This is a genomic window from Streptomyces liliifuscus, from assembly GCF_016598615.1.
Classification (GTDB): domain Bacteria; phylum Actinomycetota; class Actinomycetes; order Streptomycetales; family Streptomycetaceae; genus Streptomyces; species Streptomyces liliifuscus.
This window is the reverse complement of sequence record NZ_CP066831.1, coordinates 6,396,090-6,420,184: the sequence shown is the minus strand read 5'-3', so window position 1 is coordinate 6,420,184 and position 24,095 is coordinate 6,396,090. Positions and strand designations below refer to the sequence as shown.

The following is a 24,095-nucleotide window of genomic DNA, read 5'->3' as shown; positions in this document are numbered from 1 at the left end:
AGGGGGAGAATCCGTGCCGGTTGAGGTACCCGCAGCTCAGGAGGCCCTGCTGCGGAGGATGTACGAGATCTTCAGCACCGCCGAACGCGACGCGTTCATCCCCCACTGTCTGGCGCCCGACGTGAACTGGCCGAACGTCGCCGACGGGGTCCGCCTGCACGGCCACGAGGCGGTACGCGCCTACTGGGCAGCGCAGTTCGCGGCCGCACACCCCCTCGTACGACTGGAGGGGCTGCGCCTCGACGAGGAGGGGCGACGCGTGGTCGCCCTGGTGCGCCCCGGGCTGCGGGACGCCACGGGCGAACACTGGGCGGAGGAGTCGGTCGAGCACGTGTACGCCTTCGGGGCGGACGGGCTGGTGAGCCGGATGGACGTACGCCGGCCTTGAACCGCCAGGGGGCGGGGCGCGGCACCGCCCGGGAATCGGCGGTGCAGCGCGGGGCTGTGAGGTCAGCCAGGGGACTGGCGGGCCAGTCAGTCAGGCAGCTGCGGGGTCGGCCGGGGCAGTGACAGCGAGAGTGAGCGCGCAGCGGGGGTCAGAAGAGCGGCAGCTGGCCCGGGAAGTCCGCGACGACATACCCGTCCAGCGCCGGCTGCGCAGCGCCCAGCTCCGCCTGTCTGCGCGACCCGGGACACGACACGAGCTCCCCACTCCCCCGCGCCCCAGGCGGGTCGTGCCGGGCGAACCGCCCCGCGACAACGGCAATCTCGCGACGGCACTCGGGGCAGTTCCTGCGACGTGAGGACATGAACTCAGGGTACGAAGGAAGCGGCGGGAGGCCGGGGAGGCCCAGGCCCCAGAACTCGGCCGCCGGGACGCATCGCCCCAAACACGCAGAAACCCCTTCCGAACTGCGTTCTCACAGTTCGGAAGGGGTTTCTCTCAGCGTGGCGGCGCCAGGGTTCGAACCTGGGTAGGCTGAGCCGGCAGATTTACAGTCTGCTCCCTTTGGCCGCTCGGGCACACCGCCGGGGTCGCTGCCATTCGAACCGCTGTTTGGCGGCGCTCTGTGGCAACGACGTAAACGATACCCGATGCTCGGGGGTGCTTCGCCACCCGATTGATCGGCGCTCGGAGGGGAGCGGGTGGCTAGGCTTATGCGGATGCGGCCCGGGACCGACGCGGTGCTCGACGGCCGCCACTACGCACCCCGATACAAGGAGCCACAGGACATGGCCGACTCCAGTTTCGACATCGTCTCGAAGGTCGAGCGGCAGGAGGTCGACAACGCCCTCAACCAGGCCGGCAAGGAGATCTCCCAGCGCTACGACTTCAAGAACGTCGGCGCCTCCATCTCCTGGTCCGGCGAGAAGATCCTTATGGAGGCCAACTCCGAGGAGCGGGTCAAGGCCATCCTCGACGTCTTCCAGTCCAAGCTGGTCAAGCGGGGCATCTCGCTGAAGGCGCTGGACGCCGGTGAGCCCCAGCTCTCCGGCAAGGAGTACAAGATCTTCGCCTCGATCGAGGAAGGCATCTCCCAGGAGAACGCGAAGAAGGTGGCGAAGATCATTCGTGATGAGGGCCCGAAGGGCGTGAAGGCACAGGTGCAGGGCGACGAGCTGCGGGTCAGCTCGAAGAGCCGTGACGACCTGCAGGCCGTGCAGGCGCTGCTGAAGGGCCAGGACTTCGACTTCGCGTTGCAGTTCGTCAACTACCGCTAACACAACGCTCTGAGCTGCACTAACTCGAAATCGCTGCGGCCGGAGGGCACAACGCGGGCACATCGCCGAGGACCGCCTCAACTGCGGCCCGCGTTGTGTCCTCTTTGCTCGGCCAGAGATGCGTGTAGATGTCGAGCGTGATCGACGGCTTCGAGTGGCCGAGGCGCACCTGCACCGTCTTCACGTCCTCTCGGTTCCTGATGAGCAGCGACGCGTAAAAGTGACGCAGGTCGTGCATGCTCGCGCCGTCCGGCACCCGGACGAGCGCGGGCTCGTCGCCCTCGCGCCGGCCGCCCTGCACCCATGCCGCGTACGCCTCCGCGTAGGCCTTGCCGAGGGCCTCGTTCGCCCTCTCCTCCATGCGCTCCCAGACGTACGACCAATTGGCCCGCCGGATCACCTCGTTGCGGTCGCTGGTGAACAGCATCTGCGCCTTGCGACGCTTCGGCTTCCGCGGGTCGGTCTTGTCCTCGATCTCCACCGTGATCGCCGGGTGCAGCTGGAGGTGCGCCGCGAGGGCATCGAGCGCCGAGGCGGCCAACGGCACCGTGCGGTAGCTCTCGTGCGTCTTCGGTTCACCGAGGTACGGCTCGGGCGGCTCGTCCCCTTCGGCGTCGGTGTCCTTGTCGGGGGTGATGAGCTGCTGTCGCACCGCCACTTCGCGGCGAAGGAAGTCGATGCAGTCGACCTCCAGCCCGAAGATCTCGCCCTGTCGCAGCCCGGAGGCCGCGGCGAGCAGGATCATCGCGCGGTACCGGGGCGTCGCGGCCTCGATCAGCGCGCGCACAGCGTCGGGCTCCAGGGGCACGATCTCGACTCGGCGGACCTCCGGCAGCTTGATGCCGGCGCACGGGTTCAACGCGATCGTCCGGTCCCGCACGGCGGTGTGCATCACGGTGACCAGGTAGGCGAACGTCACCCGCAGCGTGGACGGCGCGAGGACCTGGGACCGGTCCTTGACCCACGCCTGCACCTCCGAGGGTCGGATCGTGACGATCGGCCGGTCCGCGAACGTCGGGTAGATGTGCAGCCGTAGGGCCCGCTCGACGCGGGACGCGGTCCCGTCGCGGTGTACGGCCGAGGTGCGCCAGCGCTCGGCGACCGCCCGGAAGCTCTCCTTGCCCGCGGCGGGGTCGACGTAGAGGCCGCGTGCGAGATCGGCCCCGATCGTGTCCGCGCGGTTGTCGGCCTGGCTGCGCTTGGCGAAGTTCTCCTTCTGCTGCTCCCCCGCCGCGTCGCGCCAACGGACCTGCCAGCGCTTGCCCTTGCCGTGGTCCTTGCTGGGCACGAGGACGCGGGTCTTGCTGCTGTGCTCAGTGCACGGCTCGGCGCCCTTCTTCGGGCGAGAGAGGTGCCACCGGTCGTAGACGCTAGCCATCCCCGCCCTCCCGATCGATCTTCTCGTACCACTCGTAGAGGCCAGTGACGGGATCGCGCTCACCGCGCCCTACCTGCGTAGGCACCTCGGCGAAGTAGAGGCGAGTGCCGGCCGCTGACGTACCGGGGAGCGGCTGCTGTCCTCTCATCCACATCCAGACATCGCCGGAGTTCTGAGGCTCAGTGCCCTCCGGCGTCACCTGGTAGGGCTCCGAATACAGCGGAACCAACAGGCTGTTCGGCGACACGTCCAGGACGAGTGCGAGAGCGAGCAGCTCCTGCACGCTCACCGCGGGGCGTCGGCCGCTCTCGAAGTTGGCGACCACGGATCGATTCCAGGGAACTCCCAGGGCCGATAGCTCCTTGCCCAGGTCGGCGCCGCTCCAGCCTTTGCGGCCTCGCAGTTCCTTGACGCGTGCACGGACCACTTCCATGACGCCCTTGATGTCCTCCGGGGGTGTGCTCACGAGACACAGAATCGCACAGCTAGACATCAGTGGCAAGCTCTGGCATGCTGCTCAACAGACAGCAACAGTGTCTGTGAAGCACAAGGAGTGCTCGTGACTCGCACTGCCCGAACTCAGAGCGCCACGGCCGCTCGCCGCCCGCTCGCAAAGCCGCAGGAGATCGCCGAGTTCTGCGGCGTCCCGCTCGGCACCGTCTACCAGTGGTCCAGCCGCGGAGGCGGCCCGAAGCTCATCAAGGTCGGCCGCCACCTCCGGGCCCGCTGGTCGGACGTCGAGCAGTGGCTCGACTCCCAGACGATCGCCGCATAGAAGCGGCCCTCAGCAGGACGCCAATCCAGCTGAGGGCCATGAAGCAACCCAATCGACCAGACAAGCCGAACGGCGGCGCGGGCCCTAACCCGTATGCGCCGCCGTCGAAAGGAGCTTCACGTGAAGCGTACGACCACCCTTCCCAAGAACGCCACCGCGCTTTCCGGTCGCGTGCCGTACCTCGTCTCCGGAGCCGTCGGCCAGCTCTCCGCGGACGCCGACCGGCTCGCGGTCGAGTCCGCGGACCGGCACATCGCCGGACTCCTCAACGACGGCGCCCGCGCGCACGCCACCAGCAGCGCGGCCGGCATGTGCACCGTGTGGCCCGGCGTCTGCGCCGACACCGAACTCGGGCACTACGACCACTCCAACCACGACCACGAGGTCCTCGACAAGAGCGGCGGGCGTCTCCTCGACATCGCGTTCGTCCAGTTCAGCGACGAGCGGCTCGGCGCCAGCGAGCCCGTCGTCTGCATCGGCGAGGAGGACTTCGCCCCGGAGGAGATCCGGCCGAAGACCGCCGAACTCCGGCGCCTCCTCGACGTGGCCGACGCCCTGGCCGACAAGGTCATGGCCAGCAACGAACCCGTCACACCGGCCGAGCCCCGCACCTGGACCTACACCCGCCAGGGCGACCGCGCCACGGTCTCCGTCACCTGCACCCCCTGGTGCGAGAACAGCCACGAGATGGACCAGTACCTCACCGCGGCCCCCTCGGACATCTACCACCAGGCGTGGGGCCAGGAGCGGACCATCGAGGCCACCGAGGAGTTCGAGAAGTACGAGCCGCGCCGCCTTCTGTCCGCCCAGCTCGGCGTCATCCCGGACTCCGAGTTGGGTGAGGCCGAGCGCGTCCCGCACGTGAAGGTCGAGGTCGTCGACGGCCTGTGGACCCGCCCGATGGGTCCGGACGCACTGGCCGCCTTCATCGGCACGGTCGAGGGCCAGTTGGCCGAGCTGAAGAAGCTGCAGACCCGCCTCGTCCAGGTCCGCGCCGAGGCCGGCGAGTGACCTCCCGCACCCCCACCGGGAACCCCGGCGCCACCGCGGCGCCGGGGCCCTCCCGTAGGCGGTCACCGCTCCTGAACAACCCGTACGGCCTTTCCCTGCGCGAGGTGAGAGCCGAGGTCCGCCGACTGTCCGCCCGTGGCTGGCAGTTGTGGGAGCTCCGGCGCCGCTTCGCCCCCGACCGCAAGGACCGCACCACGTGATCGCCTACAACCGGATCGCCGACAAGGTCACCGAACTCGGCATCCAACACCGGTACAGCGGCGGCGCCCTCCGCGCCCAAGGCGTATGCCACGACGGGGACGCCGAAGGAACCGTGGCCATCCGGCGCGGCAACAACGGCGGCGCGGTCGTGTACTGCCACAAGTGCGAGGGGAACGCCGACTTCCTCGCCGCGCTCGGCATGACCGAGGCCGACCTCTTCGACGAGCCGCTTCCCGAGCGGGAGCGGCCCGCAGACGACACCTGGGTGCCGTGCCAGAAACACGGGCACAAGCGCATCGCCCAGTACGTCTACCGCGACGAGAAGGGCAACGTCGTCCACGGCGTGACCCGCTGCGATCACAAGTGCTTCGCCCAGTGGCGGCCCGACGACAGCAACCGCTCCGGCCGCCGCTGGTCCCTCAACGACGAGCAGGGCAAGCGGCTCGTACGAACGGTCCCGTACCGGCTCCCCGAGCTGCTGGAGGCCAAGCAGGCGGACCGCGTGATCTGGATCGCGGAGGGCGAGAAGGACGTCCACGCGCTCGTCGAGCACGGTCTCCCGGCCACCTGCAACGCGGCCGGATCCGGGAAGTGGACGACGGAGCACGCCGCGTACTTCGAAGGCGCGGACGTCACCATCGTCGCCGACCGAGACGAGCCGGGCCAGAAGCACGCGAAGGCCGTCGTCGAGACCCTCCAGGGGCTCGCCCGCACGGTCTACGTCGTCCAGGCCAAGACCGGCAAGGACGCGTACGACCACTTCGCCGCCGGCCACAAGGACGCCGAGTTCGTACAGGTATGGGCACCGGTCCCGCACCCCGCGGACCCGGCGGTGACCGAGTGACCGGGCCCATGTGGCTGCCCAACGTCGCTGCCGAGTCGAGCGGCCTCGTGCTGCCCAACGGCGACCCGGCGACTCCGGCCGAAGGCCCACGGGTCATCGGTGTGGAGCTGTCCGAGTTCCTGGACCAGGTCCCGCCGGAACCTGATTGGCTCGTCCCCGGACTCCTGGAGCGCCAGGACCGCATGATCCTCACGGGCGCCGAGGGCAAGGGCAAGTCCACGCTGCTGCGTCAGATGGGCGTCCAACTCGCCTCCGGCATCCACCCCTTCGGCGGGCCGGAGTTCCCTCCCCTGCGCGTGCTGCTCTTCGACCTGGAGAACACCAAGCGCCAGATCCACCGCAAGATCCACCCGCTCTACCTGGCCGCAGACAGCCGGTACAAGGGCGACATGACCATCGCGGTCCGCTCCGAGGGCCTCGACCTCACCGAAGGAGACGGAGAGGTCCTCGAAGCCGAGGTGGCCGCGGCCCGTCCCGACGTCCTGATCACCGGCCCCTCGTACAAGATGGCGGCCGGCGACCCGACCGAGGAAGGCCCGGCCCGCCTCGTCGCCTCCTGGCTCGACAAGCTGCGTACGAAGTACGGGTGCGCGGTCTTCCTGGAGGCCCACCAGCCGCACGCCTCCAACGGCGGCAAGCGCCCGCTCCGTCCGTACGGCGCCTCACTGTGGGTGCGGTGGCCGGAGTTCGGCCTCCACCTCGGAGACACCGGCCAGATCCAACACTGGCGCGGACAGCGCGACGAACGCGACTGGCCCGCAGTCCTCCAGCGCGGCGGAGCGTGGCCGTGGACGCCTCTCACCCGCGATCGAGACCTTCTGTGGGCCCGGATCGTCGACTACTGCCAGCAGCTCGGCGAGAGGCCGTCCGTGCGGGAACTGGCCAAGCTGACGGGCTCTGCACAGACCACTGTCCAGCGGGCCATCGATGAGCACCGCAACGAGTGGGACGCCCTCGACGGGACCGATTCATGACCGGCCTGTTCCACCGTTCCGCCAACCTGTACCACCAATCTGACCTGCAGAAATGGCTAGGTGGAACGGTTTTCGCGTTCCACCCGCCGACCTCACCCCATCTGACCTGCGATGTTCCACCGTTCCACGTGGTACCCCTACGGGGGCCCTTGGGTGGTACGGGCCCCCAGGGGCCCCGTGGACGGCGCACGCCGCAGGCGCCACGGAGGACGCCATGACCACCAACCGGCTCCGGTACGAACTCTTCGACCCCTTCCACGACCGCCACATCCAGCACGTCACCGACCTCTTCCGCGGCTACCTCCACGAAGAGTTCGAGCGCACAGGACGCGACGCCGACGGCTTCCCCGTCGCCCCGTACCTCCGCACCCTCCTCGTCTACGCGGCGAACGTCCCCGTCGCCCTCTGCGCCGCGGACCCGCGACACAAGGCGGTTGAACTCCTCTACGTCCGCCCCGAAGTTCGACGTCTCGGCCTCGGCCGCCACATCCTCACCTGGGTCCGCGGCCAGTGCCCCGGACAACTCCGAGTGAAGCCACCCGTCACGCCCGCCTGCGCCGCCCTCGCGGCCTCCCTCGGCATCCCCGTCGCAGAGGTCACCGACGACGAGCGCAAGCAGCGACAGGCCACCTCCCGCCGCTTCGAGCAACTGATCGCCGAACGCTGCCGACACCGGAAAGCGCGCCCGCCTGCTGGCAAGCCATGCCGGATCTGCCTCCAGAACTACGTCGACGCCATGCCCGACCGGATTGTCGGCCAGCAGGTAGCAGCCATGCGGATGGTCGCGGCCCTGCCTGTCTGATCGCGGCGGCTCTCGTCTCGCGCGCGCCCGCGAGGACCACAGACTTCCGGCCGTCACCCGACAGCCGGCCAACCCGAAGGAGCACCACCGTGATCGAAACCGTCATCGCCCTCGGAGACGCCCGCGACACCACGTTCACCGTCCAGACCATCCCCGTCACCACCGGCGAGTGCACCGTCTCGCACGGCGACTGTGGCAAGCCCGGTGTCACCGCCGTCCGCATCACCATTGACCAGCAGCGGCCGACTGAGAGCAGCACCTACCGGGTCACCCTGTGCGCGGACCACCAGGACGACGCCACGCGGCTGCACGAGTTGCAGGTGGCCTCCGCCCGCGAACTCCAGGACCCCGTCAAGCGGGCCGAGTTCCTGGCCGGCGCTGGCGTGAACGTCTGACCCGCACGACATAGGCCGGGCCCGCGGGATTCGGGCCCGGCCGCCCCCAGCACACCACGGAGGACACCCCCATGACCACTACGAACAAGCCCGCCGCGGTCCTCGCCCTCGCACAGGGCCAGACCAACGGCCAGGCCGCCACCGAGGCTGGCGTATCCGCCCGCACGGTCCTGCGCTGGCTGGAGGACGACGACTTCCGCCACGACGTCGACGCGACCCGTACGGCCCTCCTGCGCCTCGCCGTGGGGAGACTCGCCGCCGCCTCCACAAAGGCCGTGGACACCCTCGTCGACGCCCTCACCACAGAGAAGGGGCAGGCCCGCGTCCAGGCCGCGAAGGTTCTCCTCGACGCATGTCTGTCGCTGCGTGAGTCCCTCGACCTGGAAGAGCGTCTCACCGCATTGGAAGCCGACCGGCAGGACCACCACTGATGGCCCGCCTCACCCGCTACGCGGCCCGCGTCGCTGCCCTCGAAGCCCGGTACGACGCCAACCGGATGCACTTCCGCACCTCCAGGGGCCGCCGCTTCTCCCTCGACTTCGGCGACGTCTTCCACATCGTCACCGACACCCTCGGCTGGCTCCACGACCCCGACGCCGAGCAGCCCCGCGGACCGATCCTCGAACTCCTCGCAACCGCCGAGCCGGACAAGGAACTGGGCCTGATCGGACAGACCGTCGTCCTCGCCGCCAAACAGGCCGTCACGGGGGTGCGGCCGTGACCGCCCCGGGCCGCGACGTCCAGGCCCGCGTGTGGGCCCTGATGGCGGCCGTAGCCGAGGGACGGGTCACCGACGTTGACCCGCTCCTCGAAGACCTCGACGACGACGTTCTCGGGGATGTCGTCGTGGGCCTGGCCGCGCTCGCCCTGCGGGGGCTCACGGCCGGCCGGGACCCTCGTGACCCTGAGATCGCGGACCGGCTTACTGCCCGGTTGCAGTGGCGGCTGCTCGGCCTCGCTGCGGATGACGGGCCGGCCGATGGCGACGGCTGACGATGGGCTCAGCACCACTGAGGGCATGGTCGTCGTCCCGCGCTCCCTCGCCGCGGTCGTGTTCTCCGCGGTCGTACTCCACCTCTCCGACCGCACCCGGGCCGACGGCGGCGCCATCACACCCGAAGCCCGCACCCTCCTCCGCGACCTCCACCAGGCCGCCTCAGGTGCCGTATCCGGCACCTCAACTCCCGCTCCCGCCACCGTGGACACAGCAAGGGTGATGGGGGTGGCAGAGGCCGCCGACGTCCTCGGGTGCAACCCCCGATACGTACGGCGCCTCTGCCACGCCGGCCGCATCCCCGCGCAACGCATCCCGGGCGGCTGGGTCATCGAGCGCACCGCCCTCGACGACTACCGGCACGGGAGGGCGCCCAATGGGGAGCCAGGACACACACCGACCGACGAGCCTGCTCGTCGCGATCGAAGCTGACAGGGTCGCCAAGCAGGCCGCCGCCGACGAAGCGGCCCGCCCGGAGCGCGAGGCACGCGAGCAGCAGCTCGAAGCCGACGCCGCCTTGCATGGAACTGCCGGATGGCAGGCACTCAGCCCTCACCGCAGGCAGATGGTTGCCGCGCACGTCGCCCGTCAGGCGCAGGAGGCGGGCAACGATGCTGCAGCCTGACCTCACCCCCGAGCAGGCCCAAGAGCGGCTGGAGACGGCCCGTACGGAGGCCGCCGAGGCCGCCGCGCTGATCGAGGAACTGGCCGAGCGAGTACGCGAAGGCGAGGACGTCACCGCCGAGCAGCTCGGGGCGCAGCGCCAACTTGCCGATCTCGCCTCGCTTCGCGTCACCGCGGCCGAGCGGAAGCTGGCCGACGCGGTCAAGGCCGACCGGCACGCACGCTGCACCAAGGCAGTGGAGGACGCCCGGAGCCTCCTCGACGCCGACGACACCGCCCCGATCGTGGACGCCGTCGTAACCATCCGCGAGGGTGTCGCCCGGCTCGTCGACGAGGTCAACGCCCGCAATGCCCGCATCGACTCCGCGGGCAGCAAGCTGGAGGCCCTCAACGGCGAGCTGTCCAAAGCGGCCGGCACCCTCGACGACCCGGGCGCATGGCCCCTGTTCGACCGGTACCGGGCCCGCGGCGACCGCAGGCACATCACCATGCGGGACCCCGAGCGCGGGCAGGGGAGCGTGTCCTCCCTGTCGAGCATCGACCTTGCGTGCGCGGCCCTGCTGACCACGCTGTCCGGCGATCCCAACACCGTGCACCTGGGTGCCCGGCTCCCGATGCCGGACAGCGTCGTACGACAGCTCGGGGAGAAGATCCCGGGCCTGGCCGATGCGTGGCGGGCGACGCCGGAGGAGTGGGCGCAGGCACGCAACACCACGGCCCAGACGAGGGGTTCGCAGCAGGGCCGTGAGCCGCTCCGCGAGGACGTCGAGGGCTGATCCTGAAGCATGGTTGAGGTTCGAGGGGGCCTCAACTCATGCCCCGACCGTCAACAGCACGACGGCCCCCACTACTTGCGGGGGCCGATCGGCGTACCGTTCTGAGTGTCGAGGTCAGAACGGAGCCAGCATGCCACACCCAACTCGCCTAGACACCGGCGGAATCGGGGCGCGCATCGAGGAAGTGAGCGCCCTCCGCGGCTACTCCCTCAGGGAACTCGCCCGCCGCGCCCACGTATCCCCGTCGATGCTCTCCCGCATCATCAACGGCCACCGCCAGGCCAGCCCCGCCATCGTCTCAGCCGTCGCCCGCGCCCTGTCCGTGAGTATCTCCGTCCTCCACGGCCAGCCCTACATCCACCAGTTGCAGGCCGACCAGCTCGACCGGCTGATAACGCCGATCAGCGTCGCCCTCGACGACTGGGACATCCCGCTCGGCCAGGGCGACCCGCCGCCCCGCCCGCTCGCCACACTGGAGGCGACGGTGACGGCGTTGAACGGGCAGCGCGCGCGAGCCGAGTACATCGAGATCGCCCACGAAATCCCGTCGCTGCTCGCCGAAGTGAACGCCCACGTGCTGACGCAGTCGCCCGGGTACGCCCTGGAGCGGGCGGCGTGGCTGCAGGCCGAGCTGTGCCGCACCGTGTACGTGGTCGGCCGCCAGATCGGCTTCCTGGACCTTGCCCGGCTGGCGCTCGCCCGCATGGCCGTCGCCGCCCCCGGGTCCGGTGACCCGCGGCAGGTTGCCATCGAGCGGTGGGACCGCGCGCAGCTGATGGCGGACGCCGCCCGCCATGACCGCGGTGTGCTCCTCGTCCAACAGGCGCTGCGAGATTTGGACGACGACGGAGAGCAGGCCACGCGAGCGGTGCGGGGCGCGCTGCATTTGAAGGCGGCCATTCTCTCCAGCCGTCGGGGGGACACGGCCGGCGCGGATGAGTGGCTGGGGGAGGCCGAGGAGATCGCGAAACGGACCGGGGAGACCCGGGACTACGGGCTGGTGTTCGGCCCCGTGAACGTGGTGATCCATGCCATGTCCGCGTCGTCCGACCGGGACAAGCACGCTCGCGCGCTGGAGAAGGCACGCAAGGTCCAGCTGCCGGAGGACTACCCGGAGGCCCGGGCCGGGCACTACTGGGTGGACCGGGCGCGGGCGGAGACGTGGACGGCACGGCATGAGGACGCGTTCGCCTCGCTGGGGCGGGCGAGGAAGGCGGCGCCGCAGCAGACCCGGTACCACCCGGGGGTGCACGAGACGGTTGCCACGCTGCTGCGGGCGCGGGCGAAGGCGTCCGGGGACCTGTTGGAGTTCGCGAACTGGTGCGGCGTGTAGCGCGCGGCCCGCTGCTGGTCAAGGCTCTGGGTGTTGCCAGCCTGTCAACGCTGGGGCCTTGCCAGGTCGGCAGGATGTGACGGTACCCACACCGTCTGTTCCTGGAGCCGTGATGACCACCCAGCAGACCGCGCCGGAACCGCCCGTCAGCCTGCCGGATCCGACCCGGCCGCCTCGGCCGGCGCCGGGCTGTGATGTGTGTGCGACGTTGGAGAGGGACCGCATCCGGTTCGAGCGAGCCGGGAACGTCAAGGCTGCGACGACCTGCGAGGTCGAGATGCGCAACCACCCCAAGCACACTGAGGGCGCCTCGTGATGGGCGACCGGTCCGAGTGGCGCGACACGTCCAGCGGGTCACCGCGGACCACGGACTCCGAGTTCTCGCAGAAGCAGAAGACGTTCCGCGCCTACATGGATCACTCCATGCAGTGCCCGGACTGCGACTACGGCAACCGGCGGTGCGACGTGGCGCAGGGCATATGGGAAGCATGGCGGGCACTCCCGCGGTAGACGCCCGGTCCGGTCGCGCACCCCAGGCGTAAGGCGGCCGGACCGGGTCCCGCGCGTTCGCGTACGCGTCTCCGCGCTCGCGCAACAGAACGGCCCCGACGCCACCTCAGGAAGACGTCGGGGCCGTTATTGGAGCCTTCAGAGGAGGTCCTTCACCGTCTCCCAGACCTCCTCGGCACCCGCCTTGAAGCCGTCCAGCTGCTCGTGCCCGTACTCCCGGCTGGCGGTGTGATCGACCTCTTTGTAGAACTCCTCGGTGCTCGTGTCGCGCCGCATCATGAACTGCTGGAAGCCGATGAGGTCGGCCTCGGCAACCTCGCGCAGCTCTTCCGCAGTGGCCCACTGCTTCGCCCAGAGGATGCCCAGCTGGTGACCCTCTTCAATGGCACGCTGCTTCTCGCCGTATTGCGTGCCCCGCAGGCGCTCCACTACGGCTTCGAGGTCGGGCATAGTCCGCTCCTTCTTCTCGTCCAGCTCTACGGCCTTGCGTAGGGCGTCCTGGCAGATCGAGGAGATCGGCAGGTCACGGGCCCGAACGCGCTCGGCAAGCTCGTCTGGGACGGAGATGTTCATGCGCATGGCGCCCCCGCACTGTTGTGTAACGCTTACACAACCGACATTACACAACGCGTGTGTAATCCTCAAGGTGGGCAGCAGAACGGCCCCCGAAGTGTCTGACCCTCGGGGCCGTTCGTATGTCGTGGGCGGGCAACTACGACTGTAGTGCAACTAGTTGCACAAGCGGGTCACTCGCAGAAGTGGCTGATCGGGTACCAGCCCCCGCAGGACGCGCAGTAGTAGGTGCGGGAGTCGATACGGAGGACGGCCAACAGGCGCGCGATCACGTCTCGTCCACCTCCTCCTCGGCAGGTTCGTGGACGATGCACATAACCCCGTTCGGGTCCGTAGCCCCTCTCGCCTGCGCACGCCTGCGACGTGCATCTTCATCGGAATCGGGGGCAACCCCTCTCGGTGGGGGAGTGGCTCGCGAATCGGACATACGGCGCGCGGCCCGCCACAGCGCGAACGCCCCGACCATCCACACCGCGAGCACTCCAGCGGTCGGCGAGACGGCGAACACCGCAGCGGCGGCGACCGCCCCCAGGACGACCAGGACGCACGCCCCGGCCGCCCTCGACGGCTCCTCCGGCTCGACGGCCGGCCGCTTCTTCGCGCCCATCAGATCTGTCCGTACGTGTTGTCGCCGAGCCAGTTCGCCACCTGCGCGAGCGGCACCGCGGCGAACCCGGCGACCCCCGCGGAGGTGCCGAGGGTGATGCCGCACCAGGCGCCGAGCTTCAGGGTCTTGGACTGGTCATCGCCGGACTTCTTCACGGCCGCGATGAAGCAGGCGGTGAGGATGAGCACGATGCCGAGACCGTTGCCGGACAGAGGGAGGTACGTGGCGCGCGCGGCCGACTGCCCGCCGCTCCCGCCGACACCCCAGACGAGGGCGACGTCGCCGAGCCAGTTGGACAGCCCGAGGACCGCGCCGGAGACCCAGCCGACCGCGCCACCGACACCGAGGGTGGTGAGGCAGCCGTACGCCCATGAGAGGAGGAACGGGAGCAGCCGGGCCGCGTGCTTGACCGGGTCCTTCATGAGCTGCTTGCGGCCGGGGTACCAGATGGTGAGTTGGTAGCCGAGGATCATGAGGCCGACGGTCACGCCGCCGTAGGTGATGTAGTTCATGGGTGGGTCCTCAGCGGTACATGGCCACGCCGAGCGCGGCGAGGGTGACGATGAAGGCGACGGTGCCCGTGATCTTGGGGACGTCGTGGAGCGCGACGGCGCAGAGGCCGAACAGCGCGAGGAGCGCGGAGCCGGCGAAGAGGCACACGAAGATCACGAGTCGTCCCGCGCGGTCCGCAGGAGGCGCCTGCCGTATCCATCGGATACGCCGAGCCTGGTTCCGATCTCGGTTCCGGTGAGTTCCGGGTCCTCGCGGAGCCACTCGCGTACGACGCCGACACGGGCCGCGAAGGTCGTGTTGCTGCTGTCGATCGTCTCGATGTCCGCGGCGCCGGTTCCGGTGGGCGGAACTACGGGCGGAACTGGTTCCGGTGCCGGTTCCGCCTCGGTTCCGCCGAGGGGCCCAGCCGCCCGGTAGCCCTTGGGAAGCCGCAGGTCGATGACGGTTCCGCCGGTTCCGCCCGCGAGTTCCGCCACGGGCGTCCAGGGGCCGAGGACGGGCCCGACGGGGGCAGCGTCAACCACGGCCGTCTCGACCGGGGTTGCCCGCTCGACGGTGATCGGTTCCGCTGGTTCCGCCTCGATCGGAACCGGTTCCGGCCCCAGTTCCGTCCGGACCGCGGATGGTTCCGGGACGGGCAATGCGGACTGGTCCGCGTTGCTCTCGCTGAGCCGGTGGACGCGCCACAGGACGAGCGGGGCGATCGCCGAGACCGAGACAACGAGGGGCACGTTCACGGGCAGGAGCCCGACCTCAACGAGGTGGCTCGCCGCGTTCACCGCGATCAGCACGGCCACGACCATCAGGACGTCACGACGGGCCCTCAGCGCAGCGATCGCGTAGATGTCCAGGGCCGCCGGCACGCCGGCCGCGACATAGGTTCCGAAGCCGCACGCGACGGCGAGGTGGTACTCGGCCGAGGCGAGAACGACGAGGACCGCCACCAGGGCAGCCCAGAGGAGAGGATCGCGGCGCTTCACTCCGCACCTCCGGCGAGGATCGCGGAGAGCTGGTCGGCCATGTCGCGCAGCCGGTCCGCGTAGCCGTCGAGCGAGGCCGCCAGCGAGTAGAGGCCGGCCGGGTCGAGGGTCCGGGCGATGACGGAGACCGACACCCCGGTCGTACGGCCGCCGAGCCCCGGGCTCGCGTGGGTCGCGAACGGCGACTGCACGAGACCGGCGTCCGTGATGAAGTGGCCGCGGAAGGTGAGGACGACGTCTTCGCCCTGGTGGAGGATGTCGGCTCGGTAGTTGTCGGGCTGGTGGTCGGCATGACCCACACACCAGGACGGCTCAGGGAGGGTGACCTCACCGGCGTCGAGAGTCTGCAGAGTGACGGTGCGGGCCTCGGTCATCGTCCGGCCCCCGCACCCTTGGCGGCGTAGTGCTGGTAGCCGGTGGGCGGAAGCTCGGCCAGCTGCTCGCGCAAGTACTGGGTCGTCCACTCGATGCCGAGCGGGTGCTCCTCCAGCGCGCTGCGGAGGGCGATCTTCGCCTGGACCACGCGGTCGTTGAGGATCCGGTCGTGCGTCTCGCGGTCGCCGACGGTCGCGGGATAGGGGATGTCGAGCGCTTCGAGGACGGCCGCGAGGAGATCGCGTACGCCGTCCAGCTCGGTAAGGTCACGCATGGGTCTGGACTCCTTGATACCGAAGGATCTGGATCAAGGCGCCGTTCGATGTGTGGAGCATCGGGCGGCGCCGCTCTGTCTGGAATTCCAGACAGAGCGGAGTCGGAGGACCGCGGGCACGCGAGGGCACAGTCAGGGCACAAGGCACCGAATAACGCTGTGCAACAGCGGCAAGTACTGACAGTAGTTTCCGCACGTCAACCCCCCTTCCAGGGGTCACGTGCAGGTCAGAGGCTCAAGTAAGCGGTACGTCAACTACCGGTGACCGCGTGCTCGTTGCGCGTACGTAAGACGGCACGAGGAAGGGTGGGCACCGCCGGTGCCCACCCTTCTCGCCTGCTGGCCGCGGTCTCGGGGGCGCGCGTTCAGTTGCGCGAGTTGCCGAACAGGAGGCGGTAGGCGATCAGCAGGACGAGCGAGCCACCGATCGCGGCGGCCCAGGTGGCGCCGTCGTAGAAGTCCTTGGCCACCGGGTGGTCCAGCCAACGGGCCGATATCCAGCCGCCGATGAACGCGCCCGCGACGCCTATCAGCGTCGTGCCGATGAAGCCGCCGGGATCACGGCCCGGCAGCAGGAATTTGGCGATGGCTCCGGCCAACAGCCCCAGGATGATCCAGCTGATGATGCCCATGCCGTGAACCTGCCTCTCCGTGCTGTGCCTGTGCTGTGATCTTGCTCCGGCCAGGCTGTGTTCATGCCGCTCTCGTGCCGCTGATCGCGCGCTTGTTTGCTCGCTTGTTCGTTTGCTGTTGCCGGGAAGGACGTCGGCGCGGCGGTGACCGGTTGCACTGATCAGTAGGGTGCGACCCATGGCACAGCCCGATTCAGGCCGAACCGGTTCGACCCAGCCCGGAGCGCCGCAGCGCACGGCGGAGCTGAAGCGGACGCTCGGCGTCGGCGACGCCGTTGTCATCGGCCTCGGCTCGATGGTCGGTGCGGGAATCTTCGCCGCGCTGGGGCCCGCGGCACGGGCCGCCGGGTCCGGGCTTCTCCTCGGCCTTGGCATCGCCGCCGTCGTCGCCTACTGCAACGCGACGGCGTCGGCGCGCCTCGCAGCCCGCTACCCCGCGTCGGGCGGGACGTACGTGTACGGGCGGGAGCGGCTCGGGGAGTTCTGGGGGTACTTGGCGGGCTGGTCGTTCGTCGTCGGCAAGACCTCCTCGTGTGCGGCGATGGCGCTCACCGTGGGCGCGTACGTCTGGCCGGAGCAGGCACATGCCGTGGCCGTCGGGGCCGTGGTGGTGCTGACCGCGGTGAACTACGGCGGTGTCCAGAAGTCCGCGTGGCTGACGCGGGCGATCGTGGCGGTGGTCCTCGGTGTCCTCGCTTCCGTGGTCGTCGTGTCTCTCACCTCAGCGAACTCCGACGCCGGGCGACTGGACGTGGGGGTCTCCGGAGGTGTGGGCGGCGTGCTTCAGGCGGCCGGCCTGTTGTTCTTCGCCTTCGCCGGGTACGCGCGGATCGCGACGCTGGGCGAGGAGGTACGGGATCCCGCGCGCACCATTCCGCGCGCGATCCCGCTCGCGCTGGGCATCGCGCTGGTGGTGTACGCGGCTGTCGCGGTGGCTGCCCTCTCCGTGTTGGGGTCGGGCGGGCTCGGTCGGGCGACGGCGCCACTGGCCGACGCGGTGCGCGCCGCGGGTGTGCCGGAACTCGTCCCGGTCGTACGGGTGGGCGCCGCCGTGGCAGCGCTCGGCTCCCTTCTCGCGCTGATCCTGGGGGTGTCACGGACGACGCTGGCGATGGCCCGCGACGGGCATCTCCCGGGCGCGCTGGCCGCCGTGCATCCGCGCTTCCAGGTGCCTCATCGGGCGGAGTTGGCCGTCGGAGCGGTGGTCGTGGTGGTGGCCGCGACGGTGGATGTGCGGGGTGCTGTCGGCTTCTCCTCCTTCGGGGTGCTGGTGTACTACGCGATCGCCAACGCGGCGGCCTGGACGCTGAGTTCGAAGGTCGTGTCCCGGGTTGCGCCAGTGGTGGGGCTGGCGGGGTGTATGACCTTGGCTTTCGCGTTGCCGTGGGTGTCGGTGGTCGTAGGAATGGGCGTGTTGGGGTTGGGAGCGGTCGCGTATGGGGTGAGGAGACGGCTGTCCCGCGCTGAGCACTGAGGCTGAGCCCCTGAAGGGACAGGCGCGCCCTCTACTGAGCCCGCGCCACTCCCGTGCGTATGCGGAAGTCTCCCCACGGCTCCAGATCCGCGCCGTCGTGGGACTCGTCGTACCAGCCCGTGCCGTCGAGCCAGGTGTGGAGCCAGGCCGTGAGGGTGGGCGCGTCCACGTACCAGGCGTGGTCGGCCTCGTCCGCGTTGGGCTCGAAGAGGAGGACGGTGGAGTCGGGGGTGCGGCAGTCCACGCAGGCGTACATGCCGCAGCCCCAGTGGGATATCGGCAGGACGCCCTCGGGCCAGGGCCATTCGGGGTCCTTGCGGCCGCTCTCGCAATGGGCGAGGTACTGCGCGACGACGGCGGGCTCGCCGGACGGCGGGCTGTCGAGCAGGGGAAGCAGGCCGTACTCCGGGCCGAATCCTCCGTCGCCTATCCGCAGATAGAGGGCGGCGAGCAGCGGCGGGACCGCGAAGCCCAGGGTGGACTCCGCGCGGGCCAGCGTCGCCGCGTCCACGGGCTCGGGGAGCGAAGGCCAGCCCCACGGCCGGGAGTTGCGCGCCTCTGCGGAGACACGTGCCAGCAGCTGCTCGATCTCGGTCATGCATTCATGATGCAGGTCGCCACTGACATTCGGGCAGCCTGTGGACAACCCTCATTCGAGGCGGACGGCGATGCCCTTCTCCCCGAAGAATTCAAGGAGTTCCTCAAACGTCCAGGGCCGCTGACCTGTGCGCGGGACGAGGCCGAGGCAGGTACGGGCGACCTCCGCGTCGTGCCAGACGAGGGTGAAGGGCCACCGGGTTCCCCAGCGGCCGCGGAGGCAGTCCTCGAGCGCGTCCGGCCCCCAACCGAAATAGCCACCGGGCCCGTTCACCGCCTCGCCCAGCGCGCAGAAGAATCCCGGCAGGTCGATGACGCTGCGGCCGTCAAGGTGGAACGTGCCGCCGGCTTCCGCGTCGGGCCTGTCCGGCTCGTGATGGTCCAGCGCCATGCTCAGCCAGTGGCGGCGCCCCTCCGCGCCGCACCGGGCCCAGAGACCGGGCTCGGTGGGGCGGCCGCCGTCCCACAGCTCCCAGACCTCCTCGGCCGCGGTCGGGGGCCGTTCCGACCAGGGTTCGAGCGTGAGGTCCACCAGGCCGCGGCCGCGCGCGGACGGGATCCATGCGACGAGTTCGCCCTCGACGGCGGACTGGACGGTCCGGCCGGAGTCGTCGAGGCGTATCAGCCTGGTGTGTCCGAGGTCCTCCTCCCCCGCGTCCAGGGCCGCCTGGAGGGCTCCGCGCGGGGCGCAGCCGAGCACCCGTACGGACGGCTCGGCGAGATCCGGCTGCCCGTCCAGGATGTGCGCCAAGTCCCGGCAGCCACCCCATGGTTCGTTCTGTGCACCGAGCAGCCGGTAGCCCGGGGAGAGCGGCGGGCACTGTGGATAGTCGTACGGGTTGTCCGGGGACTCGCTCGCCTCGATCGTGATGTCGCGCAGCGACAGGTCACGCGCGCACGGACGGTCGCCGAGGACACGTACGTCCTCCAGGGACCACTCCTCGACCTGTGCGCCCTCCTTGTCGAGGATCTCCAGGGTGAGGGTGCCGAGGGGAGCCGAGCCGTCGGCACGCGCGCGCGTGAGGGCCTCGCTCAGCTCCCCCTCGGGGGTGCAGCCGATCAGTTCGTACGTCCCGCGCGCGGGAGGCGGCGGATCGCCGAAGAGGTTCTCGGCGTCCGCGCACAGGGCCCAGATCTCGTCGGCCTCGTCCTCGGCGCCGTACGCCGCGAGGGCGTACTTCGGCGGCTCCACCTCCGGAGCCGCCCTACCAGCGCGACGACGCGAACGGCTGGTCCGTACGTACGATCTCGCGCCCCAGGGGGAACAGGGAGACCGGGATCAGCTTGAAGTTGGCGAGCCCCAGAGGGATGCCGATGATCGTGATGCACTGGAGGAAGCCCGTCACGATGTGGGCGAGGGCGAGCCACCAGCCGGCGAGGATCACCCACAGGATGTTGCCGATGAAGGACGGCGCGCCCGCGTCACGGCGCTCGACCGTCGTCCGGCCGAACGGCCACAGCGCGTAGACGGCGATACGGAAGGCCGCGATGCCGAACGGGATGCCGATGATGGTGATGCACAGCAGCACGCCCGCGAACACGTAGCCGAGGAACAGCCAGAAGCCGCTCAGGACGAGCCAAATGATGTTCAGGATTGTCTTCACTGGTTACGACCTGCCATCTGCTCGAGCCGGGCGATGCGCTCCGCCATCGGCGGATGCGTAGAGAACATCTTGGAGAGTCCCTGGCCCGGACGGAAGGGGTTGGCGATCATCATGTGGCTTGCGGTCTCGATGCGCGGCTCCGGAGGCAGTGGAAGCTGTTTCGTGCCGGCCTCCAGCTTGCCCAGGGCGCTCGCGAGGGCCAGCGGGTCGCCGGTGAGCTGGGCGCCCGAAGCGTCCGCCTCGTACTCCCTGGAGCGGCTGATGGCGAGCTGGATGAGGGAGGCGGCGAGCGGGCCCAGGATCATGATCAACAGCATGCCGAGGATGCCGGGGCCGTCGTCGTCGTTGGATCGCCCGATCGGGATCAGCCAGGCGAAGTTGACCAGGAACATGATGACGGAGGCCAGGGCGCCCGCGACGGACGAGATCAGGATGTCGCGGTTGTAGACGTGGCTCAGTTCGTGGCCGATGACGCCGCGCAGCTCCCGCTCGTTCAGGATGCGCAGGATGCCCTCGGTGCAGCACACGGCGGCGTTGCGCGGATTGCGGCCCGTCGCGAACGCGTTCGGCGCCTCCGTCGGGGAGATGTACAGCCGGGGCATGGGCTGACGGGCCTGTGTGGAGAGCTCGCGGACCATCTTGTACAGGGCCGGGGCCTCGAACTCGCTCACCGGGCGCGCGCGCATCGCGCGTAGAGCCATTTTGTCGCTGTTCCAGTACGCGTACGCGTTCGTGCCGATCGCGATGACGAGTGCGACGACGAGGCCCGTACGCCCGAAGAAACTGCCGATGCCGATGATGAGTGCGGACAGTCCCCCGAGGAGTACGGCGGTCCTGAGCCCGTTGTGCCGGCGGTGCACGGTACGCCCTCCAAGTGGTGCGGCAGGGGAACCCTTTGCTTGTCGATCTCTGACGTCACTGGTCCGTGGCTCCACGGTCCAGTGGACCCTCCCGTACTGGTCAACGCCAGGCGGGAAGCACTAGTTCCCTTGTGCGCGCGGCGACGCGCGTGGGCCGTCCGGGTGACGAAGGGGGACATCGCACGCGCGCGTGGGGCTCGGATGCTCCACGCGCGCGTGGAGCACGCTTTGGGGCGGCGACGGTCAGAAGAGGCCGGTGTCGGAGAAGCGCAGGACCAGTTGGGGTGCTCCGGAGAGGGCAATCCCGAGGACGGCGGTCAGGGCGATCGCGGCCGTGAGAGGGGCCGGGACGCGGTGAGTCTCGGGCTCGCCCTCCGGGGCGCGGAACAGGAGGGTCGTCCACTGGAGGTAGTAGAAGAGCGCGATCACGACGTTGACGGCCATGACCACGGCGAGCCAGCCGAGGCCCGCGTCGACGGCGGCCGAGAAGACGGTGACCTTCGCGAAGAGGCCGATGATGCCCGGCGGCAGCCCCGCGAGACAGAGCAGGAAGAAGCCGAGGACGAGCGCCGCGAGGGGCCGTGAGGCGTACAGGCCCCGGTAGTCGCTGACGCGGTTCAGCGGCTTCGTACGGGCCACAAGGGCGGCCACCGCGAAGGCGCCGAGGTTCACCGCGGCGTACATCAGGGCGTACGCGACGGTGGAGCCGATGGCCTTCTCGGCGTCCTCGGAGTACGCGGCGGCGGCGATCGGCACCAGGAGGTAGCCGGCCTGGCCGACGGAGGACCAGGCGAGCAGGCGGACCGCGCTGTACGCGCGCGTGGACTGCTGTCTGAGGGCGCCGACGTTGCCGACGGTCATGGTGAGCGCGGCCAGGGCGGCGAGTGCCGGGCCCCAGACGTCGGCGTACGACGGGAGGGCGATCACGGTGACGAGGATCAGCCCGGAGAAGCCGACCGCCTTGCCGACGACCGACAGGTAGGCAGCGACCGGCAGAGGCGCTCCTACGTAGGTGTCGGGTACCCAGAAGTGGAAGGGAACGGCGGCGGTCTTGAAGGCGAAGCCGACCAGGGTGAGGACGACGCCCGCCTGGGCGAGTGTCTGCAGCTGGTCGTCGACGTTCTCGATCCTGGTGGCGATCTCGGTGAGGTACAGGGTGCCCGTCGACGCGTAGACGAAGCTGATGCCCATGAGGCTCACGGCGGTCGCGGTGACCGAGGACAGGAAGAACTTCAGGGCCGCTTCGGAGGACTTCCTGTCGCCGTGCTTGATGCCGACGAGGGCGAAGGCGGGCAGGGAGGCGACCTCCAGGGCGACGATCAGGGTCGCGAGGTCGCGGGAGGCGGGCAGCAGGGCGGCGCCCGCAGCGGAGGAGAGCAGCAGGAACCAGAACTCCCCTTCGGGGAGTTCCTTGTCGGCGTCCTTGAGGGCGGTCATCGACAGGAGGGCCGCGAGGAGTGCGCCGCCGAGCACGAGGAACTGGATGACCAGCGTGAACCGGTCCGCGGTGTAGCTGCAGACGGCGGCGTCGCCCGTCAGGCAGAAGGTGGAGCGGTCGCCGTCCAGGAGGGGCAGCAGCATGAGCGCGGAGGCGGCGAGTCCGGCGACCGAGACCCAGCCGAGCAGGGCCTTCCTGTTGTCTCCCACGAACAGGTCGGCGACGAGCACCACGAGTCCGACGACCGCCGCGATGGTGGGCGGCGCGATCGCGAGCCAGTCGACCGACTGGACCAGGGACTGGGCCTGGGAGCTCATCGGGTGCCTCCTGCGAAGAGCTGCTGCACGGCCGGGTCGGTCAGGCCGAGGAGTGCCTTGGGCCAGAGCCCGGCGATGACGGTCAGGACGACGAGCGGGGTCCAGGCGGCGAACTCGTACGACTGGACGTCGGCGAGCTTCGGCCCTTCCTGCGTGACCGCGCCCATGCAGACGCGGCGGACCACGACGAGCATGTACGCGGCGGTGAGCAGGGTGCCGAACGCGGCGATCGTCATGAAGGTCAGGAACGCGGGGCGGTTGAGGTCGTCGGCGGGGTCGAACGCGCCGAACAGGGCCAGCATCTCGCCCCAGAACCCGGCCAGACCCGGCAGACCGAGCGAGGCGACGGCTGCGAAGGCGAGCAGGCCGCCGAGCCGGGGGGCCTTGCCGTAGAGAGCGGCGCCGGTCTGCTGCGCGAGGGTGTCGAGGTCGGTCGTGCCCGTGCGGTCCTTGAGCGCGCCGACCAGGAAGAAGAGCAGGCCGGTGATGAGGCCGTGGGCGATGTTGGCGAACAGCGCGCCGTTCACGCCGGTCGGCGTCATCGACGCGATGCCGAGGAGCACGAAGCCCATGTGGCCGACGGAGGAGTACGCGATGAGGCGCTTGAGGTCGCCCTTCGCGCCCTGCTTGGCGAGGGCGAGGCAGGCGAGGGATCCGTAGATGATGCCGACGACCGCGAAGGCGGCGAGGTAGGGCGCGAACGTGCTCATGCCGTCCGGCGTGATGGGCAGCAGGATCCGGACGAATCCGTACGTACCCATCTTCAGCAGGACGCCGGCCAGCAGGACCGAGCCGACGGTCGGTGCGGCGGTGTGCGCGTCCGGCAGCCAGCTGTGGAGCGGCCACATCGGCGTCTTGACCGCGAGCCCGATCCCGATCGCCAGAACGGCGATGACCTGCACCGATGTGGTCAGCGCCGGGTGATTGTCAGTGGCGAGTGCCACCATGTCGAATGTGCCCGCCTTGATTCCGATCAGGAGCAGGCCCAGCAGCATGACGACGGAACCGAGCAGTGTGTAGAGGATGAACTTCCAAGCGGCGGCCTGCCGTTGTTCACCGCCCCAGCGGGCGATGAGGAAGTACATCGGGATGAGCACCATCTCGAAGGCCAGGAAGAACAGCAGCAGGTCGAGGACGGCGAAGGTCGCGAGCGTGCCGGACTCGAGAACGAGGACGAGTGCCACGAATGCCTTCGGGGACGGGCCCGCCGGCATTTTGAAGTAGGAGTACAGCGCGCAGAGGAAGGTCAGCAGCGCGGTCAGCACGAGGAGGGGGAGCGAGATGCCGTCGATGCCGAGGTGGATCCGCACGTCGAGTGCGGGGATCCAGCTGATGTCCGTCGTGGCCTGCATCTTCGACGGATGGTCGTGGTCGAAGCCCAGCGTCAGGACGATCGCGGCGATGAGCACGGCACCGGTGACGGTCACGCCGTGCCGCAGCACGGCCTGGTCGGGCGACTTCCCCTTCAGCCCGGGCGGGGCCGGCAGAAGAGCCGCGGCGGCACCGATGAGCGGGCCGACGACGATGAACGCCAGAAGGACCTGCATCACGGATTCACTGATATCGATCACG

36 protein-coding genes and 1 tRNA gene are annotated in these 24,095 nt (G+C 69.7%); 19 read left to right on the top strand and 18 right to left on the bottom strand.

Annotation, left to right across the window (positions count from 1 at the left end):
• The first annotated feature begins 13 nt into the window (after positions 1–13).
• Entirely contained in the window at positions 14–388 is a 375-nt protein-coding gene (locus JEQ17_RS27685; protein WP_234048391.1) for a nuclear transport factor 2 family protein, read from the top strand.
• A gap of 148 nt (positions 389–536) precedes the next feature.
• Here the strand turns inward: JEQ17_RS27685 and JEQ17_RS27680 are convergent, their stop codons facing one another.
• Both JEQ17_RS27680 and JEQ17_RS27675 read right to left on the bottom strand, forming a co-directional pair.
• Complete coding sequence (locus JEQ17_RS27680) at positions 537–749, bottom strand: hypothetical protein (RefSeq protein ID WP_200397727.1); 213 nt, start codon at positions 747–749, stop codon at positions 537–539.
• Between the two features lie 140 nt (positions 750–889).
• Positions 890–971 (bottom strand) — tRNA-Tyr (locus tag JEQ17_RS27675).
• 202 nt (positions 972–1,173) lie between these two features.
• On the opposite strand from JEQ17_RS27675, the gene JEQ17_RS27670 reads away from it, so the two are divergent.
• Positions 1,174–1,662: a YajQ family cyclic di-GMP-binding protein gene (locus JEQ17_RS27670; RefSeq protein WP_189844605.1), complete on the top strand. Its 489-nt coding sequence runs from the start codon at positions 1,174–1,176 to the stop codon at positions 1,660–1,662.
• 19 nt (positions 1,663–1,681) lie between these two features.
• Here JEQ17_RS27670 and JEQ17_RS27665 read toward each other — a convergent pair whose 3' ends face one another.
• Positions 1,682–3,040 carry a tyrosine-type recombinase/integrase gene (locus tag JEQ17_RS27665; protein ID WP_200397726.1) on the bottom strand — a complete coding sequence of 453 codons (1,359 nt, stop codon included), beginning with the start codon at positions 3,038–3,040 and terminating at the stop codon, positions 1,682–1,684.
• On the bottom strand, positions 3,033–3,506 hold the full coding sequence (locus JEQ17_RS27660) for a helix-turn-helix domain-containing protein (protein WP_200397725.1): 474 nt from the start codon (positions 3,504–3,506) through the stop codon (positions 3,033–3,035). The genes JEQ17_RS27665 and JEQ17_RS27660 overlap by 8 nt, the downstream gene beginning before the upstream one ends.
• Before the next feature lie 93 nt (positions 3,507–3,599).
• On the opposite strand from JEQ17_RS27660, the gene JEQ17_RS27655 reads away from it, so the two are divergent.
• The 16 genes from JEQ17_RS27655 to JEQ17_RS27580 all read left to right on the top strand — a co-directional run bounded on the left by JEQ17_RS27655 (position 3,600) and on the right by JEQ17_RS27580 (position 12,279).
• Positions 3,600–3,815, top strand: coding sequence for a helix-turn-helix transcriptional regulator (locus tag JEQ17_RS27655; RefSeq protein WP_234048390.1), 216 nt, complete (start codon positions 3,600–3,602; stop codon positions 3,813–3,815).
• A 120-nt stretch (positions 3,816–3,935) separates the two neighbouring features.
• Positions 3,936–4,826, top strand: coding sequence for a DUF6907 domain-containing protein (locus tag JEQ17_RS27650; protein WP_200397724.1), 891 nt, complete (start codon positions 3,936–3,938; stop codon positions 4,824–4,826).
• Positions 4,823–5,026 carry a hypothetical protein gene (locus JEQ17_RS27645; protein WP_200397723.1) on the top strand — a complete coding sequence of 68 codons (204 nt, stop codon included), beginning with the start codon at positions 4,823–4,825 and terminating at the stop codon, positions 5,024–5,026. The genes JEQ17_RS27650 and JEQ17_RS27645 overlap by 4 nt, the downstream gene beginning before the upstream one ends.
• Complete coding sequence (locus JEQ17_RS27640) at positions 5,023–5,871, top strand: toprim domain-containing protein (RefSeq protein ID WP_200397722.1); 849 nt, start codon at positions 5,023–5,025, stop codon at positions 5,869–5,871. Before JEQ17_RS27645 ends, JEQ17_RS27640 begins: the two co-directional genes overlap by 4 nt.
• Positions 5,868–6,845, top strand: coding sequence for an AAA family ATPase (locus JEQ17_RS27635; RefSeq protein WP_200397721.1), 978 nt, complete (start codon positions 5,868–5,870; stop codon positions 6,843–6,845). The genes JEQ17_RS27640 and JEQ17_RS27635 overlap by 4 nt, the downstream gene beginning before the upstream one ends.
• 214 nt (positions 6,846–7,059) lie before the next feature.
• Complete coding sequence (locus tag JEQ17_RS27630) at positions 7,060–7,647, top strand: hypothetical protein (protein ID WP_200397720.1); 588 nt, start codon at positions 7,060–7,062, stop codon at positions 7,645–7,647.
• 89 nt (positions 7,648–7,736) lie between these two features.
• The gene (locus JEQ17_RS27625; protein WP_200397719.1) at positions 7,737–8,042 is read left to right on the top strand and encodes a hypothetical protein; all 306 of its coding nucleotides are present in this window, start codon (positions 7,737–7,739) and stop codon (positions 8,040–8,042) included.
• Positions 8,043–8,113: 71 nt separating this feature from the next.
• A complete protein-coding gene (locus JEQ17_RS27620; protein WP_200397718.1) occupies positions 8,114–8,473 on the top strand; it encodes a helix-turn-helix domain-containing protein in 360 nt (119 codons plus the stop codon).
• On the top strand, positions 8,473–8,763 hold the full coding sequence (locus JEQ17_RS27615) for a hypothetical protein (protein ID WP_200397717.1): 291 nt from the start codon (positions 8,473–8,475) through the stop codon (positions 8,761–8,763). The genes JEQ17_RS27620 and JEQ17_RS27615 overlap by 1 nt, the downstream gene beginning before the upstream one ends.
• A complete protein-coding gene (locus JEQ17_RS27610; protein ID WP_200397716.1) occupies positions 8,760–9,035 on the top strand; it encodes a hypothetical protein in 276 nt (91 codons plus the stop codon). Before JEQ17_RS27615 ends, JEQ17_RS27610 begins: the two co-directional genes overlap by 4 nt.
• Positions 9,022–9,468, top strand: coding sequence for a helix-turn-helix domain-containing protein (locus JEQ17_RS27605; RefSeq protein ID WP_200397715.1), 447 nt, complete (start codon positions 9,022–9,024; stop codon positions 9,466–9,468). The genes JEQ17_RS27610 and JEQ17_RS27605 overlap by 14 nt, the downstream gene beginning before the upstream one ends.
• The gene (locus tag JEQ17_RS27600; RefSeq protein ID WP_200397714.1) at positions 9,413–9,661 is read left to right on the top strand and encodes a hypothetical protein; all 249 of its coding nucleotides are present in this window, start codon (positions 9,413–9,415) and stop codon (positions 9,659–9,661) included. The genes JEQ17_RS27605 and JEQ17_RS27600 overlap by 56 nt, the downstream gene beginning before the upstream one ends.
• Complete coding sequence (locus tag JEQ17_RS27595; RefSeq protein WP_200397713.1) at positions 9,648–10,436, top strand: hypothetical protein; 789 nt, start codon at positions 9,648–9,650, stop codon at positions 10,434–10,436. Before JEQ17_RS27600 ends, JEQ17_RS27595 begins: the two co-directional genes overlap by 14 nt.
• A gap of 130 nt (positions 10,437–10,566) precedes the next feature.
• Complete coding sequence (locus tag JEQ17_RS27590; RefSeq protein ID WP_200397712.1) at positions 10,567–11,769, top strand: helix-turn-helix domain-containing protein; 1,203 nt, start codon at positions 10,567–10,569, stop codon at positions 11,767–11,769.
• Between the two features lie 112 nt (positions 11,770–11,881).
• Positions 11,882–12,085: a hypothetical protein gene (locus JEQ17_RS27585; RefSeq protein ID WP_200397711.1), complete on the top strand. Its 204-nt coding sequence runs from the start codon at positions 11,882–11,884 to the stop codon at positions 12,083–12,085.
• Positions 12,085–12,279: a hypothetical protein gene (locus JEQ17_RS27580; protein WP_200397710.1), complete on the top strand. Its 195-nt coding sequence runs from the start codon at positions 12,085–12,087 to the stop codon at positions 12,277–12,279. Before JEQ17_RS27585 ends, JEQ17_RS27580 begins: the two co-directional genes overlap by 1 nt.
• Before the next feature lie 138 nt (positions 12,280–12,417).
• Here the strand turns inward: JEQ17_RS27580 and JEQ17_RS27575 are convergent, their stop codons facing one another.
• The 8 genes from JEQ17_RS27575 to JEQ17_RS27540 all read right to left on the bottom strand — a co-directional run bounded on the left by JEQ17_RS27575 (position 12,418) and on the right by JEQ17_RS27540 (position 16,233).
• A complete protein-coding gene (locus JEQ17_RS27575; RefSeq protein ID WP_200397709.1) occupies positions 12,418–12,852 on the bottom strand; it encodes a type II toxin-antitoxin system CcdA family antitoxin in 435 nt (144 codons plus the stop codon).
• A gap of 268 nt (positions 12,853–13,120) precedes the next feature.
• Positions 13,121–13,459, bottom strand: a complete 339-nt coding sequence (locus tag JEQ17_RS27570; protein ID WP_200397708.1) for a hypothetical protein — start codon at positions 13,457–13,459, stop codon at positions 13,121–13,123.
• Positions 13,459–13,971 (bottom strand): hypothetical protein, encoded by a 513-nt coding sequence (locus JEQ17_RS27565; protein WP_200397707.1) that lies wholly within the window; start codon positions 13,969–13,971, stop codon positions 13,459–13,461. The genes JEQ17_RS27570 and JEQ17_RS27565 overlap by 1 nt, the downstream gene beginning before the upstream one ends.
• Positions 13,972–13,981: 10 nt before the next feature.
• Complete coding sequence (locus JEQ17_RS27560) at positions 13,982–14,128, bottom strand: hypothetical protein (protein WP_200397706.1); 147 nt, start codon at positions 14,126–14,128, stop codon at positions 13,982–13,984.
• Positions 14,125–14,952 carry a hypothetical protein gene (locus JEQ17_RS27555; RefSeq protein WP_200397705.1) on the bottom strand — a complete coding sequence of 276 codons (828 nt, stop codon included), beginning with the start codon at positions 14,950–14,952 and terminating at the stop codon, positions 14,125–14,127. The genes JEQ17_RS27560 and JEQ17_RS27555 overlap by 4 nt, the downstream gene beginning before the upstream one ends.
• Positions 14,949–15,326, bottom strand: a complete 378-nt coding sequence (locus JEQ17_RS27550) for a DUF6907 domain-containing protein (RefSeq protein WP_200397704.1) — start codon at positions 15,324–15,326, stop codon at positions 14,949–14,951. The genes JEQ17_RS27555 and JEQ17_RS27550 overlap by 4 nt, the downstream gene beginning before the upstream one ends.
• Positions 15,323–15,601: a hypothetical protein gene (locus JEQ17_RS27545; RefSeq protein ID WP_200397703.1), complete on the bottom strand. Its 279-nt coding sequence runs from the start codon at positions 15,599–15,601 to the stop codon at positions 15,323–15,325. The genes JEQ17_RS27550 and JEQ17_RS27545 overlap by 4 nt, the downstream gene beginning before the upstream one ends.
• A 365-nt stretch (positions 15,602–15,966) precedes the next feature.
• On the bottom strand, positions 15,967–16,233 hold the full coding sequence (locus JEQ17_RS27540) for a GlsB/YeaQ/YmgE family stress response membrane protein (RefSeq protein ID WP_189844531.1): 267 nt from the start codon (positions 16,231–16,233) through the stop codon (positions 15,967–15,969).
• 178 nt (positions 16,234–16,411) lie between these two features.
• Between JEQ17_RS27540 and JEQ17_RS27535 the strand changes: the two genes are divergently transcribed.
• Complete coding sequence (locus JEQ17_RS27535) at positions 16,412–17,707, top strand: APC family permease (RefSeq protein WP_200397702.1); 1,296 nt, start codon at positions 16,412–16,414, stop codon at positions 17,705–17,707.
• Between the two features lie 31 nt (positions 17,708–17,738).
• Here the strand turns inward: JEQ17_RS27535 and JEQ17_RS27530 are convergent, their stop codons facing one another.
• The 6 genes from JEQ17_RS27530 to JEQ17_RS27505 all read right to left on the bottom strand — a co-directional run bounded on the left by JEQ17_RS27530 (position 17,739) and on the right by JEQ17_RS27505 (position 24,094).
• The gene (locus JEQ17_RS27530) at positions 17,739–18,305 is read right to left on the bottom strand and encodes an SMI1/KNR4 family protein (RefSeq protein ID WP_200397701.1); all 567 of its coding nucleotides are present in this window, start codon (positions 18,303–18,305) and stop codon (positions 17,739–17,741) included.
• 51 nt (positions 18,306–18,356) lie between these two features.
• Complete coding sequence (locus tag JEQ17_RS27525) at positions 18,357–19,496, bottom strand: barstar family protein (protein WP_200397700.1); 1,140 nt, start codon at positions 19,494–19,496, stop codon at positions 18,357–18,359.
• 13 nt (positions 19,497–19,509) lie between these two features.
• On the bottom strand, positions 19,510–19,908 hold the full coding sequence (locus JEQ17_RS27520) for a YccF domain-containing protein (RefSeq protein ID WP_200397699.1): 399 nt from the start codon (positions 19,906–19,908) through the stop codon (positions 19,510–19,512).
• Complete coding sequence (htpX, locus tag JEQ17_RS27515; RefSeq protein WP_200397698.1) at positions 19,905–20,768, bottom strand: zinc metalloprotease HtpX; 864 nt, start codon at positions 20,766–20,768, stop codon at positions 19,905–19,907. Before htpX ends, JEQ17_RS27520 begins: the two co-directional genes overlap by 4 nt.
• A gap of 243 nt (positions 20,769–21,011) precedes the next feature.
• Positions 21,012–22,523: an NADH-quinone oxidoreductase subunit N gene (locus tag JEQ17_RS27510; protein ID WP_200397697.1), complete on the bottom strand. Its 1,512-nt coding sequence runs from the start codon at positions 22,521–22,523 to the stop codon at positions 21,012–21,014.
• The gene (locus JEQ17_RS27505) at positions 22,520–24,094 is read right to left on the bottom strand and encodes a complex I subunit 4 family protein (protein ID WP_200397696.1); all 1,575 of its coding nucleotides are present in this window, start codon (positions 24,092–24,094) and stop codon (positions 22,520–22,522) included. Before JEQ17_RS27505 ends, JEQ17_RS27510 begins: the two co-directional genes overlap by 4 nt.
• Between the last annotated feature and the right edge of the window lies 1 nt (position 24,095).